General features: G+C 71.9%; 12 protein-coding genes and 1 tRNA gene. 10 read left to right on the top strand and 3 right to left on the bottom strand.

The window, feature by feature from the left end:
• Window positions 1-38: 38 nt before the first annotated feature.
• The 4 genes from gluQRS to phbB (D0Y53_RS06335) all read left to right on the top strand — a co-directional run bounded on the left by gluQRS (window position 39) and on the right by phbB (D0Y53_RS06335) (window position 3277).
• Complete coding sequence (gene gluQRS / locus D0Y53_RS06350; RefSeq protein ID WP_117202380.1) at window positions 39-968, top strand: tRNA glutamyl-Q(34) synthetase GluQRS; 930 nt, start codon at window positions 39-41, stop codon at window positions 966-968.
• 59 nt (window positions 969-1027) lie between these two features.
• On the top strand, window positions 1028-1768 hold the full coding sequence (gene phbB / locus D0Y53_RS06345) for a beta-ketoacyl-ACP reductase (protein WP_117202379.1): 741 nt from the start codon (window positions 1028-1030) through the stop codon (window positions 1766-1768).
• Window positions 1769-1980: 212 nt separating this feature from the next.
• Window positions 1981-2475, top strand: a complete 495-nt coding sequence (gene phaR / locus D0Y53_RS06340) for a polyhydroxyalkanoate synthesis repressor PhaR (RefSeq protein ID WP_117202378.1) — start codon at window positions 1981-1983, stop codon at window positions 2473-2475.
• Between the two features lie 55 nt (window positions 2476-2530).
• Window positions 2531-3277, top strand: coding sequence for an acetoacetyl-CoA reductase (gene phbB, locus D0Y53_RS06335; RefSeq protein ID WP_117202377.1), 747 nt, complete (start codon window positions 2531-2533; stop codon window positions 3275-3277).
• A gap of 42 nt (window positions 3278-3319) precedes the next feature.
• Here the strand turns inward: phbB (D0Y53_RS06335) and D0Y53_RS06330 are convergent, their stop codons facing one another.
• A complete protein-coding gene (locus D0Y53_RS06330) occupies window positions 3320-4213 on the bottom strand; it encodes a M48 family metallopeptidase (RefSeq protein ID WP_117202376.1) in 894 nt (297 codons plus the stop codon).
• 43 nt (window positions 4214-4256) lie between these two features.
• Window positions 4257-6110, bottom strand: coding sequence for a formylglycine-generating enzyme family protein (locus D0Y53_RS06325; protein ID WP_233511681.1), 1854 nt, complete (start codon window positions 6108-6110; stop codon window positions 4257-4259).
• A 177-nt stretch (window positions 6111-6287) separates the two neighbouring features.
• On the opposite strand from D0Y53_RS06325, the gene rnd reads away from it, so the two are divergent.
• The 3 genes from rnd to D0Y53_RS06310 all read left to right on the top strand — a co-directional run bounded on the left by rnd (window position 6288) and on the right by D0Y53_RS06310 (window position 8801).
• On the top strand, window positions 6288-7475 hold the full coding sequence (gene rnd / locus D0Y53_RS06320) for a ribonuclease D (protein WP_117202374.1): 1188 nt from the start codon (window positions 6288-6290) through the stop codon (window positions 7473-7475).
• Between the two features lie 44 nt (window positions 7476-7519).
• Window positions 7520-7595 (top strand) — tRNA-Ala (locus D0Y53_RS06315).
• 165 nt (window positions 7596-7760) lie between these two features.
• Complete coding sequence (locus D0Y53_RS06310; protein ID WP_158550593.1) at window positions 7761-8801, top strand: TraB/GumN family protein; 1041 nt, start codon at window positions 7761-7763, stop codon at window positions 8799-8801.
• A gap of 52 nt (window positions 8802-8853) precedes the next feature.
• Here D0Y53_RS06310 and D0Y53_RS06305 read toward each other — a convergent pair whose 3' ends face one another.
• Complete coding sequence (locus D0Y53_RS06305) at window positions 8854-9756, bottom strand: AraC family transcriptional regulator (RefSeq protein ID WP_117202372.1); 903 nt, start codon at window positions 9754-9756, stop codon at window positions 8854-8856.
• Window positions 9757-9860: 104 nt separating this feature from the next.
• Here D0Y53_RS06305 and D0Y53_RS06300 point away from each other — a divergent pair, with 104 nt between their 5' ends.
• The 3 genes from D0Y53_RS06300 to D0Y53_RS06290 all read left to right on the top strand — a co-directional run bounded on the left by D0Y53_RS06300 (window position 9861) and on the right by D0Y53_RS06290 (window position 13699).
• Entirely contained in the window at window positions 9861-10616 is a 756-nt protein-coding gene (locus D0Y53_RS06300) for a hypothetical protein (protein WP_117202371.1), read from the top strand.
• Window positions 10617-10958: 342 nt separating this feature from the next.
• Window positions 10959-11711, top strand: a complete 753-nt coding sequence (locus D0Y53_RS06295; RefSeq protein WP_117202370.1) for a response regulator — start codon at window positions 10959-10961, stop codon at window positions 11709-11711.
• Window positions 11708-13699, top strand: a complete 1992-nt coding sequence (locus D0Y53_RS06290) for a PAS domain S-box protein (protein ID WP_117202369.1) — start codon at window positions 11708-11710, stop codon at window positions 13697-13699. The genes D0Y53_RS06295 and D0Y53_RS06290 overlap by 4 nt, the downstream gene beginning before the upstream one ends.

Here is a 13699-nt window from a genome sequence, read left to right as displayed (position 1 = left end):
GTCCAAAGTGTGGCAGGCGCGGGTTAAATTCAAGTGCAATGAGCGCCCCTGCCCCTCCGTCTCCCGCCCCGTACCGCGGCCGTTTCGCGCCCTCGCCGACCGGCCCGCTGCACCTGGGCTCGCTGCTGGCGGCGCTGGGCAGCTGGCTGCTGGCGCGCCATGCCGGCGGGCAATGGCTGGTGCGGATCGAGGACCTGGACCCGCCGCGCGAGATCGCCGGCGCAGCCGCCGCGCAATTGCGCACGCTGGCGGCGTTCGGGCTGGAATCCGACCTTCCCGTGCTGCGCCAGAGCGAGCGCGGCGCCGTCTACCGCGCGGCGCTGGACCGCCTGCTCGCCGGCGGCGAGGCGTTCGCGTGCCATTGCAGCCGCAGCGACCTGGCCGCCGAGGGCGGCATCCACCGGCGCTGCATGGCCGCCGCGCGGCGCCCCGACCCGGCGATCCGGCTGCGGGTGCTGCCGTTCACCGTGCTGGGCTTCGACGACGCGATCCAGGGCCGCGTCGTCCAGGACCTCGGCAGCGAGGTCGGCGATTTCGTGCTGCGGCGCACCGACGGCTGCTGGGCCTACCAGCTGGCGGTGGTGGTGGACGACGCCGCCCAGGGCATCACCGAGGTGGTCCGCGGCGCCGACCTGCTCGACTCCACCCCGCGGCAGATCCTGCTGCAGCGCGCACTCGGGCTGCCGACGCCGCATTACGCACACCTGCCGCTGCTGGTGGATGCCGACGGCCGCAAGCTGTCCAAGTCGCTGGCGGCGCTGCCGGTGGACGCGGACGATCCGCTGCCGGCCTTGCGCGCCGTCTGGCGGGCGCTGGGGCAGGCGCCGGAGGCGCTGGCCGGCGCGGGTTCGGTCGCCGCCGCATTGCAGGCCGCGCAACGCGCCTTCGTGCCCGCGGCGATCCCGCACCTGCCGCAGCCGGCGCCCCTCGCCGCGACGCACAACACGGATACCGCCGACCCTGTCTAGAATCGGCCGGAAACCGCGATCGACAGTCCTGCCGCGGCAGCGGCGACAAGGAGAAGGCAATGAGCGCACGCGTCGCACTGGTGACGGGAGGGACCGGCGGCATCGGCACCGCGATCTGCAAACGGCTGGCCGACCTCGGCCACAAGGTCGCCACCAACTACCGCAACGAGGACAAGGCCCGCGCCTGGCAACGCAAGCTGCAGGCCGAAGGCTACGAGATCGCCCTGGCCCGCGGCGACGTGTCGCTGCCCGAGGACGGCCAGGCGCTGGTGCGCGAGGTCGAGGCGCAGCTCGGGCCGGTGGACATCCTGGTCAACAACGCCGGCATCACCCGCGACACCACCTTCCACAAGATGACCTACCAGCAGTGGAACGAGGTCATCCGCACCAACCTCGACTCCTGCTTCAACGTCACTCGCCCGGTGATCGAGGGCATGCGCGCGCGCAAATGGGGCCGGGTGATCCAGATCGCCTCGATCAACGGCCAGAAGGGCCAGTACGGCCAGGCCAACTACGCCGCGGCCAAGGCCGGCATGCACGGCTTCACCATTTCCCTGGCGCAGGAAAACGCCAAATTCGGCATCACCGTCAACACCGTCTCGCCCGGCTACATCGGCACCGACATGGTGATGGCGGTGCCGGAGGAGGTGCGCAACAAGATCGTGGCGCAGATCCCGCTCGGGCGCCTGGGCACCCCGGAAGAGATCGCCTACGCGGTCGCCTTCTTCATCCCCGAGGAAGCCAGCTGGATCACCGGCGCCAACCTCTCGGCCAACGGCGGCCAGTACATGGGCTGGTAGCCGCGCGGGTGCGCGCGCCCGCCGCATCGCACGCAGCGGCCGCGGGCTCGGCACGGGCGCCGGGCGAGCAGCATCGACAGCGCTACGCGAGAACGCGAGGGGCCGCGCCGGCAACGCGTCGTCGCGCCAGCTGCCGGCGACGGGCGTCGCCGGCGGTTGCAACCGCTGCTGCGCTGCGCCATGCTCGGGATCTCAGCCGGGGGTCGCAGCGCATGGCCGCACGCGTCATCAAGAAGTATCCCAACCGCCGTCTCTACGACACCGAGATCTCCAGCTACATCACCATCGAGGATGTGCGCCAGCTGATCGTCGAGGGCGAGGATTTCGAGGTCCGCGACGCCAAGAGCGGCGACGACCTGACCCGGCAGGTGCTGCTGCAGATCATCGCCGAGCAGGAACAGGACGGCGAGCCGATGCTGTCCACACAGCTGCTCAGCCAGATCATCCGCTTCTACGGCGATTCGCTGCAGGGTTTCATGGGCAGCTACCTGGAGCGCTCGCTGCAGCTGTTCATGGAGCAGCAGCAGCAGTTCCGCCAGCAGATGGGCGGCATGCTCGGGCAGACGCCGTGGGCGATGATGAACCAGCTCACCGAGCGCAACCTCGCGGTGTGGAAGGAATTCCAGCAGAATCTGGTCGGCGGCGTCGGCCGCAGCGCCGGCGATCCCGCGCGCGACAAGGACGCGGCCAAGACGCGCGGCGACTGAAGGTGCGTCCGTTCTCCTGCACGCCGACGCCCGCCGTCGCCCGGGGCGCACGCTGATGGCGACACCACGGCGGACCGCGCTGGTCAGCGGCGGCATCGGCGGCCTGGGCACCGCGATCTGCATCGCCCTGGCCGAGGCCGGCAACCGGGTCGTTGCCGCCGACCTGGACGGCAATGCCGAACGCGTCGCCGCCTTCCGCCAGGCGACCGACGGCCTGGACATCGCTTTCGCGCCGCTGGACGTCACCGATTTCGCCGCCTGCGGCGCGCTGGTGCAAGCGCTCCAGGCCAGCCACGGCGGCATCGACATCCTGGTCAACGCCGCCGGCATCACCCGCGACAGCACGCTGCGCAAGATGGACCCGACGCAGTGGGACGCGGTGCTGGCAGTCAACCTGGGCGGCGTGTTCAACCTCACCCGGCACGTGGTCGAAGGCATGGCCGCGCGCGGCTACGGCCGCATCGTCAACATCAGCTCGGTCAACGGCCAGACCGGACAGTTCGGGCAGGCCAACTACTCGGCGGCCAAGGCCGGCATGCACGGCTTCACCATGGCGCTGGCGCGCGAGGTCGCGCGCAAGGGCGTGACCGTGAATTCGGTGTCGCCCGGCTACTGCGAGACCGCGCTGGTGATGGCGATCCCGCAGCCGATCCGCGACGGCATCGTCGCGCAGGTGCCGGTCGGGCGGCTCGGGCAGCCGCGGGAAATCGCGCGCGCGGTAGCGTTCCTGGCCGCCGAGGACGCCGGCTTCATCACCGGCGCCAACCTGCCGGTCAACGGCGGGCTGTTCATGGCTTTCTGACCCGGGACGGCGGCGTCCAGCGGAACGCGCAACTCCCGCCCCTCACTGCGTGCCGGAGGCGGTGCAGGACCTCGCCCGATACCGCATCGCCTTGGGCATCCATGCCTGCAGGTTCTCGATGCGGGTGCCGGGATCGGGGTGGGTGGAGGCGAATTCCGGCTGCCCGCCGCTGCCGGTCTGCTGCATCCGCTGCCACAGCGGCACCGCCGCCTGCGGGTCGAAGCAGGCGGCGGCGGCCAGCATCAGCCCCATCTCGTCGGCCTGGGTTTCCTGTTTGCGCGCGTACGGCAGTGCGCGGCCGTAGCCGTACACCGCCATCACCGCCTGCAATTGCTGCTGGTCCATGCCGCTCATCGCCCCGGCCATCTGTCCCAGCTGCGCCAGCTTCTGCTCGCTCATGCGTTGCGCGCCGTGGCGCAGCAGCGCATGCGAGATCTCGTGGCCCATCACCACCGCCATCGCGTCGGCGTTCTGCGCCACCGGCACCAGCCCGGTGTAGACGGCGATCTTGCCGCCGGGCAGGCAGAACGCGTTGACCTGGTCGGACTGCAGCACGTTGACTTCCCAGTCGAACGCCCGCTCCACGTGCGGCGCCTGCATGCCGTGCTCGGCGGCCAGCGCGTCCTCCACCTGCGGCACCTTGGCGATCAGGCGCTGCGCGATCTCGCGCACCTGACGCGAGATCTGCGCGTCGGCGGCCAATGCCGGCTCCTGCGCCAGGATCTCCCGGTAGGCCTGCAAGCCCAGCACCGACTCCTGCTCGGGGGTGATGCTCTTGTCGATCAGCACCGTCTCGCCGGTGTACGGGTCGGTGCTGCGGTTGGAGACCCAGTAGTACACCGCATAGCCGGCGAACAGCAGCAGCACCCACAGCCGCAACCCGCCTCTGCCGCGACGCCGCGGCCTGCCCTGGTCGCCGAACGGATCCTGCCTCATCTGCCTTCTCCCGGGCCATGCGCAGAGCACACGCCGGCCGGCCTCAAAGTTCGCGCACCACCCGGAATCCGACCCGCGCGTTGGTGGTCTCCACGCCCGCCGGCGCGCGCCAGGCCGACCGCGTCTGCTCCGGCGCGCTGGCCCAGGCGCCGCCGCGCAACACCCGCGTACGGCAACCCGGATTGACCCAGGCGGCGCCGTCCTCGGGCGCGCGCCGGTAACCGTCGTGCCAGCAATCGGCGACCCATTCGCTGACATTGCCGGCCAGGTCGTGAAGGCCGTATGCATTGGCGGCGAACCGCGCCACCGGCGCCGGCCCCCAGTAGCCATCGTCGTAACCGGCGAAGGCATTGCGCCAGCGGCGGCCGCCGGGGGACCGGTCGTCCGCGCCGGTGAGGTTGCCGGCGCCCTGCGGCGGCGGACCATCGCCCCACGGGTAACGGCCGTCGCCGCCGGCGCGCAGCGCGTATTCGAATTCGGCCTCGCTCGGCAGCCGGTAGCGCTGGCCGCTGCGCTCACTGAGCCACTGCGCGTAGGCATCGGCATCGCGGGCGCTGACGTGCAGCACCGGCAGGTCGTCGCCGGCCGCGGCGCCGTCGTAGGCCGAGCGCCAGTCGATGCCGCTGTGGCGGACAAAGTTGCCGTTGCGCTCCTCGTACACCATCGAGTAGCCGCGCCGGGTCGCGGTCGGCCGGTGGCCGCTGGCGGCGACGAAGCGACGGAAGTCCCCGACCGTGACCTCGGTGCGCGACATCGCGAAGCCGCGGTCGAAACGCACGTAGTGCGCCGGACGCTCGCTGTCGCTGGCCTCCTCGTCCGTGGCCGCCGCGCCCATGCGCAACGCGCCGTGCGGCACCACCACCATCTCCGGCCCGCGCGCGCCGCTGCCGAGCGCATCGGTGAACGCCTGCCCCGGATGGAACAGCCCGTAATGCGTCACCAGCTCGATGCGGGCGCGCAGCTCGGCGGCGGCGGCATTGCCGGGTTCGGCGATGCGCAGGATTTCCGCCAGCTTGCCGCGCGCCAGCGCGATTTCGCGCTCGCCGTCGCGTTGCTGCAGCGCCACCAGGCCCTCGTCGCGCAAACGCGCGATGCGCGCCCGGCGCATGCCGGCGATGCGCTCGCGCGCATCGGGGATCGTGTCGCTGCCGGGGCGGACCCGGGCCGCCAGCACCAGCCAGTGCCAGGCGTTGTCGAAGTCGCCGCGCATGCCGGCGTCCTCGGCGCGGCGGATCAGGCCGCTTTCCACGGCCGCCAGGCTCTGCAGCGCGCGCGGCTGCTCCGGGCTGACACGCAACACCTCGCGCAGCCTGGGCAGGGCGCCATCGCCGGACTCGCCGAGGCGGCCGGCCCGCAGGTCGCGTTCGGCCTGCGCGTTGAGCTCCCACAGGCGGTCGGCGGTATCCACCTGGCGCAGGTACGCCTGCACCGCCGGCTCCCGCGGCGCGATGCTGCGCGCCACCGCGGCGACGGTATGCGCCTGGCGCAGGGCGGCGCTGTCGTCGTCGGCCGCCGCCAGCGCGGCATCGCCGGCGGCCAGCAAGGCCGTGCGCGCGCGCTGCAGCCCGTCCTGGGCGACCGGATCCCCGGGCGCCAGCCGCAGGATCGCCAGGTACAGCGGGATCGCCGATTCGGCATCGGCATACAGGCGCCCGGCGGCGAGCGCCTGTGCCGCCCGCGTGCGCGCGGCCTCCAGATCCTCGGCGGCCAGCGCGACCGCCGGCGCCTGCCAGGTCAGGGTCGCGGCGATGCGGTCGTCGCCGCTGACGGTGACCTGCCCGGTGCCGACGTGCGCCTGCGGCGCGGCCACGGGCGCCTTGCCGGCCTGCTCGCGCCCGCAGCCGGCCAGCGCAAGCGTCGCCAACACCGTCGCTGTCACGAACTTGCCGACGCGCAATCGCCCTCTCCCGTTCGACACCCGCCCGGCGCGGCTGCCCGCTCCGGAGCCGGCAACTTAGGCCATAGCCGCTGCCGCCGGCAACCGCGCGCCGCAGGCAGGCGCGGCCGCCGGTTTGACAGGTCCACCACCGTACCCGGTAGGCTGGACGACTGTTTCAGGACATCCCGCCCGCCCGTGACCGTCTGGATCCGCGACCCCGCCGAACTCGCCGACCGCCTTGCCGCAACCGCCCCGCGCCGCATCGGCATGGATACCGAATTCGTGCGCGAGCGGACCTGGTGGCCGCAGCTGGCGCTGGTGCAACTGGCGCTCGACGGCGTCGCCGGCGACGCCGGCATCCTGCTGGTCGATCCGCTGGCCCCCGGCATGCCCGACGCGCTGGCGTCGATGCTGGCCGAACCGACGATCCTCAAAGTGATGCACAGCGCCAGCGAGGACCTGATCGCGCTCAAGCACCATTGCGGCGTGGTGCCCGCGCCGCTGTTCGACACCCAGATCGCCGCAGCGCTGGCCGGCGTGGCCGCCGGCGCCGGCTACCAGCGCCTGGTGCAGGACACGCTCGGGATCGCACTGCGCAAGGGCGAAACCCGCTCCGACTGGCTGCGGCGGCCGCTGTCGCCGGCGCAGCTGGACTACGCCGCCGACGACGTGCGCCACCTGTTCGCCCTGCACGACGACCTCGAGGCGCGGCTGCAGGCGCTGGGCCGCGGCCCGTGGCTGGCCGAAGACGCCGGCCGCCTGGTCGCCAACGCCCGCAGCGACGCGCTGGAGCGCTGGCCGCACCTGGCCTTGCGCACGACCCAATTCCTTGCCGTCGACGCCCAGCGCCGACTGCTGCGGTTGCTGCGCTGGCGCGACGCCTACGCCCGCGAGCACGACCGCCCGCGCAACTGGATCCTCGACAACGAACTCGCCGCCGCCCTGGCCCGCAACCCGCCGGGCGACCGCACCGCCCTGCAGCGCCAGCTCGAGGCCACCCCGAAAGCGCCACGCGCGCTCGGCGATGCACTCTGGCAGGCGCTGCAGACGCCGCTGGCCGACGAGGCCGACGCGCCGCCGGCACGCAGCGAGGAGCGCGACAAGGCCATGCTGCGCAAGCTGCAGGACGCCGTGGCTGCGCTCAGCGCCGAGCACGGCCTGCCCGAGAGCGGCGTACTCGCCTCGCGGCGCTGGTTGCAGGCGCTGCTCGACAACCTCGACAACGGCGCCGACGAGCTCTGGCCCGGCCCGCTCGCCGGCTGGCGCCGGCAGCTGCTGGAACCGCGCCTGGCCCCGCTGCTGGCTGCGCTCGCGCCCCGCAGCACCGGCCACGCCACGCCCGTTGCCGGCACGGCTGGCGAGGGCCGGGGCGCGCCCGTATAATGCGCCGCTTCCGGCGTCGGCCGGGTCTGCTGTTCAAAAAACGTGGGGCGGTAGCTCAGCTGGGAGAGCGTCGCGTTCGCAATGCGAAGGTCGAGGGTTCGATCCCCTTCCGCTCCACCATTCCTCTCTTGCCAGAGGATCCAGGCAAGTCCAGAAAACCGGCCAAGCGCCGGTTTTTTGTTGTCATTCGTTCTGCCGGAACGTCATCCGGCGCAGCCACCGCTGCGTCCGTCGCGACTGCCCGTAAGATTGCGGGCGAGCCGGCCGAATGAAAGGGATGTCCGAATGAGAACGGGAAAGTTGCTCGCAACTTCCGTGCTGTGCACCTGCCTCGTCGCAGCGGCTGCCCGGGCGCAGGACGCCACGCCGGTGCCATCCGCATCCGCAAGCCCGGCGCCAAGCGAGCCCAAGCTCCTGGATACGGTGGTGGTCAGCGGTCGGGTCGCGGGCCCGGGCCTGTGGCAGGTTTACCGGGACGAGGACCATGACCTGTGGATCATGGGCACGCTCTCGCCACGGCCGGCCGACATCGAGTGGGACGCCACCGAGGTGCGCGCCCTGGTGGCCCGCTCGCAGGAGGTGCTGTGGGCGCCGAGATACAGCGTCAACGTGGATGCAAACCTGTTGCAGCAGGCCATGCTCGGCATCGGCTATCTGCGCGCCAAGAAAAACCCGGACGGGCAATTGCTCAAGGACGTGCTCCCGCCGGAACTGTATGCGCGCTGGCTGCAGGCCAAGGCAAAGTATCTGCCGCATGATTCCGGTGTGGAGCGCAAGCGCCCCCTGATCGCAGCGCAGGAACTCTTCGCAGCTGCCGTGAAGCGGGCGAATCTGTCCTCCCGCGGCTTCGTATATCCGGCCATGCAGCCAACCATCGAGGCGAACGGGGTCAAGAGCACCGTTCCGCGAGTCCAGGTGGACATCACCAGCCAGACGGCAAAGGCGGCGCTGGCCGACATGAGAGAAATGCAACTGGATGACCGGAAGTGTCTGGCCGCGACGCTGGATGCCGTCGAAACCGACATCCCGCGGATGGTCTCCAATGCCAACGCCTGGGCCAACGGCCAGGTCTCCCGCATCAGCTTCGCGTCACTGCAGCGGCGCGACGCGGCCTGTTCCGATGCCCTGATAAGGCCCGAGTTCTCGGCCAAGTACGGCTTGCCGAACATCAAAGACAGCGTGGAGGCGCGCTGGCTCGACGAGGCGACGGCAGCTCTGGCCAGGAACGCGTCCACGGTTGCCTTCGTGCCGATGGAGAACCTGATCGGGCCGGGCAGCTACCTCGACCGCTTGCGCGCGCAGGGCTATACGGTCAGCGGCCCGTAAATCCGCGCATGTCGGTCCGGTCACCGCGACCGGCCGCGAGCCACGCCAAGTTTCAGTCGCCGCGCTGCAGCGACGCGGCATCGGCGCCCACACCGCGCTGCATGCGCTTGACCCAGTCGCGCGGCGCCAGTCCGGTGCGGGCGGAAAAGGCCCGGCTCAGCGCCGAGGGGTTGGCATAGCCCAGCTCATCGGCGAGCAGTTTGAGGGCTACGCCCTCGCGCAGCCCGACCTGGGCCAGGGCCATGCGCCACTGGGCGAGGTAATCGGCCGGCGTCTGCCCGACCACCGCCTTGAAGGTGGTGGCGAAACTGGTGCGCGACATTCCGGCGACACCCGCCAGGCGCTGCAGCGACCAGGCCGCGCCCGGCGCCTCGTGCATCGCGACCAGCGCGCGCGCCAGGCGCGGATCCGACAGGCCGGTGATCAGGCCGGGGCGGATCCCGGCCTCGGCCGGGTGATCGAGCAGCCAGCGCAGCAACTGGATCAGGACCACCTCGAACAGGCGGTCGGCCAGCAGCCGGTGCCCGCAGCGCACCCGGGTGGTTTCCGCGAACAGCAGCCGCAGCGAGTCCTCCAGGCCTTCCACGGTCTCCAGCGGCAGCGCAATCAGGGGCGGCAGGGCCCGCGCCAGCGGATGGCGCTCGCCGCCGTCGAAATCCACCAGCGCGCAGGTGAAATCCGAACCGTCCACGGGCGGGTTGTGGAACAGATGGGTCGCCGGGCGCGGGTAGAACAATACGGCCGGCGCCTGCAGGCGCAGCCGCCGCGGCAGATCGCTCCGGCCCGGGTGCGTGACCTCCAGGCTCCCGCGCCGCAGGACATGCAGCGCCCCCTGCCCCGGCTGCGCCGGGAAGGCGTGCACGCCGCACAGCGTCCCGGCGAAGGACAGACGGGCGCCGACGCGGAACCGCTGCAGCAGGCCGGACAGGCGATCGAGGGCGGGTTCGGCAGACATTTGAACGCGATGATACGAAACAAGTACCGGATGACACCTATGGTACGGGGGATTCCACCAGACTTCCTGTCCCGGCATCCGCCGAATCCCAGTCAGGAGCTCTCATGCGACATCCCTCCCTCACTACGTTGGCCGTCGCCCTGTCGGTGGCCGCGGCGTCTCCCGCCATCGCCCACGGCCCGGACGCCCACACCGGCGGCATCGCTTCCGCCGCGGCCCGGGCCGTGCAGGCGCCCTTCGACATCGTGCACACGAAAATCACGACCGAGGGCAACACCGCGATCTTCCACATGGCGGTGTCCGGCGCCGCGGGCGCGGCGCGGCCGGCCAAGTCGGGCAAGCTCGCCGGCAGCACGGTGTTCTCCTACGTCTGGCCGACCAGCCTGGACCCTGCGACGATCGGCTTCGAGCCCAAGGCCGGGATCCTGGCCTTTGCCGTGACCGCGCACCCGGACTTCGACGACACCCCGCTGTTCGACGAGAACGGCGACGGCGAGCTGGGCAACGACGGCGACGTCTGGCACTCGCACTGGGTGGTGCTGCAGCCGGACCCGGCCTGCGGCCAGGACGCGCTGAAGGTGGTGGACATCGCCGAAGGCGCCAAGCCTCGCCTGCCCAAGACCTGGCCGGGCCTGCCGATCCTGATCGACAGCCCCGGGTGGGCGCCGCGCATCGCCGGCCACAGCGTCGAGGTGCGGGTGCCGTTCGACGACGTCGCGGCGATCGGATCGGCCGGCTTCGACGGCGTCACCGCCGCGCTGCGCGTCAACGCCAGCGTGCACAACCCGCTGCTGTGTGTGGTCGACGTGTTCAAGGTGGCGTCGGGCGATCTGTCGTTGCCGGGCCGGGTCGACCGCTGAGCGCAGCCAGGAAGGTCGCCGTCGGATTCGTCGTCGGCGATCGTCCGGACCTTCGTTTCCGGGTCGGCCAAGCGCGCCCCACGGACCCCGCCGCGTGCGGGGTCCGTCGTCGGCTGGCCTGGAATTCCGCCGCAACGCGTTGAATTTGCTGTCAGGACCCGAGTACCTGCCCGTTGCGGCATTCCCCGGGGGGACGAGATGGCACTCTCCGCGCAGGCCTCGCACCCGCAGGGGTGCGCCCAGCGGCAACCATGCGCAGCCGTGCGCACACCGCTGCGCGGCAGTCGCGTACCCTGCGCCTGGCCGCACCCTCCGCCCGCGCGCCCATTCCGGAACTGACCGATGCAGGCTCCCGGCTCCCTCGGCGACACCGCGAACACGGCAGGCCTGCACGTGCTGGTCGTCGACGACGATGCCGAGATCGGCGCCATGCTCGCCGGCTACCTGCAGAGCCAGGCGATGCGCGTGAGCCTGGCCGCGGACGGCGCCGGTCTGCGCGCGGCGATGCAACAGCAGGCGGTGGATCTGGTGCTGCTGGACCTGGGCCTGCCCGACGAGGATGGCCTGAGCCTGATCCGCGACCTGCGCAGCCGCTGGCAGGGGCCGGTGATCATCGTCAGCGGCCGCGGCGAATCGGTCGAGCGCGTCGTCGGCCTGGAGCTGGGCGCCGACGACTACATCACCAAGCCTTTCGACCTGCGCGAACTGCTCGCCCGCATCCGCTCGGTGGCGCGCCGCACCCAGCCGCCGCCGGCCGACGCAGCGCGCGGGGCCACCTACACCTTCGCCGGCATGCGCCTGGAAGTGGCGGCGCGCCGGCTGGCGGACCGCGACGGCACGGACATCGCCCTGACCGCGGGCGAATTCGACCTGCTGCTGGCGCTGGTCGAGCGGCCGCAGCAGGTGCTGACCCGCGACCAGCTGATGAACACCATGCACGGCCGCGACGCCGGCCCGTTCGATCGCGCGATCGACGTGCAGGTCGGCCGCCTGCGGCGCAAGCTGGAAGCCGACCCGGCGCACCCGGAACTGATCAAGTCGGTACGCGGCGCCGGCTATTATTTCGCGCCCGCGGTGACGCCCGCCCCGAGATGACCAGGTTCCCGCTGATCAATGCGGTCCCGGATGCGCTGATCATCGTCGATGGCGCCGGGCGCATCGAGCGGGCCAACCAGCAGGCCGAACGCCTGTTCGGCTATCCGCCCGACGGGCTGACCGGGCTGGGGATCGAGCAACTGGTGCCCGCGGAGGCGCGGCAGCGCCACCAGGCGCATCGCATCGGCTACATCGCGGCGCCGCGGATGCGGCCGATGGGCGACCGCGCGATGACGCTGGCCGGGCTGCGCCGCGACGGCAGCCAGTTCCCGGTGGAAATCGCGCTGAGCCCGATGCAGGCCGACGACGGCGTGCCGTTCTACGTGGCCTCGATCCGCGACGTCTCCGAGACCCGGCGCGCGCGCCAGACCCAGGTGCGCGCGCGCTACGACGCGCTGGTGGCGCGGATCGGCCAGCAGGCGCTGGAATCGGGCGACGCGGATCACGTCATCGCCAGCCTGCCCGCGCTGCTGGGCGAGGCGCTGGACGTGGACGCGATCGCGGTGGTGTTCCTGCGCCAGAACGCCGAGCTCGACGTGCGCTTCGTCAGCGGCCCGGAACCCGACGCCCTGGACGAAGCCCAGACGCTGCGGCTGGCGCAACTGCTGGCGCAGGGACAGGTGCTGGCGGTGCAGGACTGCGCCGAGGCCGCCGCCGAGCCGTTTCCGCTGTACCACGCCACCACCGGCAGCGGCGCGCTGGTGCCGCTGCCCGATCGCGAGCGGCCGATGGGCGCGTTGATCGCCTGGTCGCGGCAACCGCGCCGCTTCGACCACGACGCCCAGCACCTGCTGCAATCGGTCGCCAACCTGCTCGCGGCGCTGGTGCAGCGCCGCCGCACCGAGGAGCAGCTGGCGCACTCGCAGCGCCTGGAAGCGGTCGGGCAATTGACCGGCGGCATCGCCCACGACTTCAACAACCTGCTGACCGTGATCTCCGGCAGCCTGCAGCTGCTGCAGATGCAGTGCCAGGACCGGCCCGAAGCCGAGGCGCTGATCGCCAGCGCCCTGCGCTCCAGCGGCCGCGCCGCCGAGCTGACCGAAAAGCTGCTGGCGTTCGCCCGGCGGCAGCGGCTGAGCCCGTGCGCGGTGGTCCCGGCGCAGATCCTGCGCGAGCTGGACCTGATGCTGCACAGCACCCTGGACGAATCGGTGCGGCTGCGGATCCAGTGCCCCGAGGACCTGCCCGCGGCCTACGTCGATCCGACGCAACTGGAAGCCGCGCTGCTCAACCTCGCCCTCAATGCGCGCGACGCGATGCCGCGCGGCGGCGACCTGCTGATCGCCGCCGAGGAGCGTCGCACCGGCGCGAGAAGCGCGTCCTGGGCGCCGGCCGCCGGTCGCTACGTGGTGTTCTCGGTGATCGACACCGGCCACGGCATGACCCCGGAAACCCTGGCGCATGCGGTGGAGCCGTTCTTCACCACCAAGGGCCAGGGACGCGGCACGGGGCTGGGGCTGAGCATGATCTACGGCTTCGTCAAGCAAAGCGGCGGACACGTGCAGATCGACAGCCGCCTGGGCTACGGCACCCGGGTGGAGCTGTACCTGCCGGTGCTGCGCGCCGGCGACGCGGCACCGACGGCCGAACCGGCGGGCGCGACCGCGCCGGCGCCGGGCCACGGGGAGTCGGTGCTGGTGGTGGAGGACGAGGTGGAAGTCCGCGGCGTCGCCGCCGCCTTCCTGGAGGCGCTGGGCTATCGCGTGCACGCCGTCGCCAGCGGCGAAGAGGCGCTGGCGCATCTGGCGCAGGCCCCCGATGTCGATTTGCTGTTCAGCGACGTGCGGCTGGGCGCGAACCTGGGCGGGCGCGAGCTGGCCACGCTGGCCCGGCAACGGCGACCGCACCTGGCCGTGCTGCTGACTTCCGGCCACGATGCCGCCGTCGGCACCCGGGACGGCCCCGCGATCGAACTGTTGCGCAAGCCCTACCAGCGCGAACAACTCGCCGCGGCGGTGCAACGCTGCCTGCGGCGACGCGGCGCCTGA

The sequence above is a fragment of the Cognatiluteimonas weifangensis genome (genome assembly GCF_003416885.1).
Taxonomy (GTDB): Bacteria; Pseudomonadota; Gammaproteobacteria; order Xanthomonadales; family Xanthomonadaceae; genus Cognatiluteimonas; species Cognatiluteimonas weifangensis.
The sequence above is the reverse complement of the archived record's forward strand: the minus strand, read 5'-3'. Positions and strand labels throughout refer to the sequence as shown.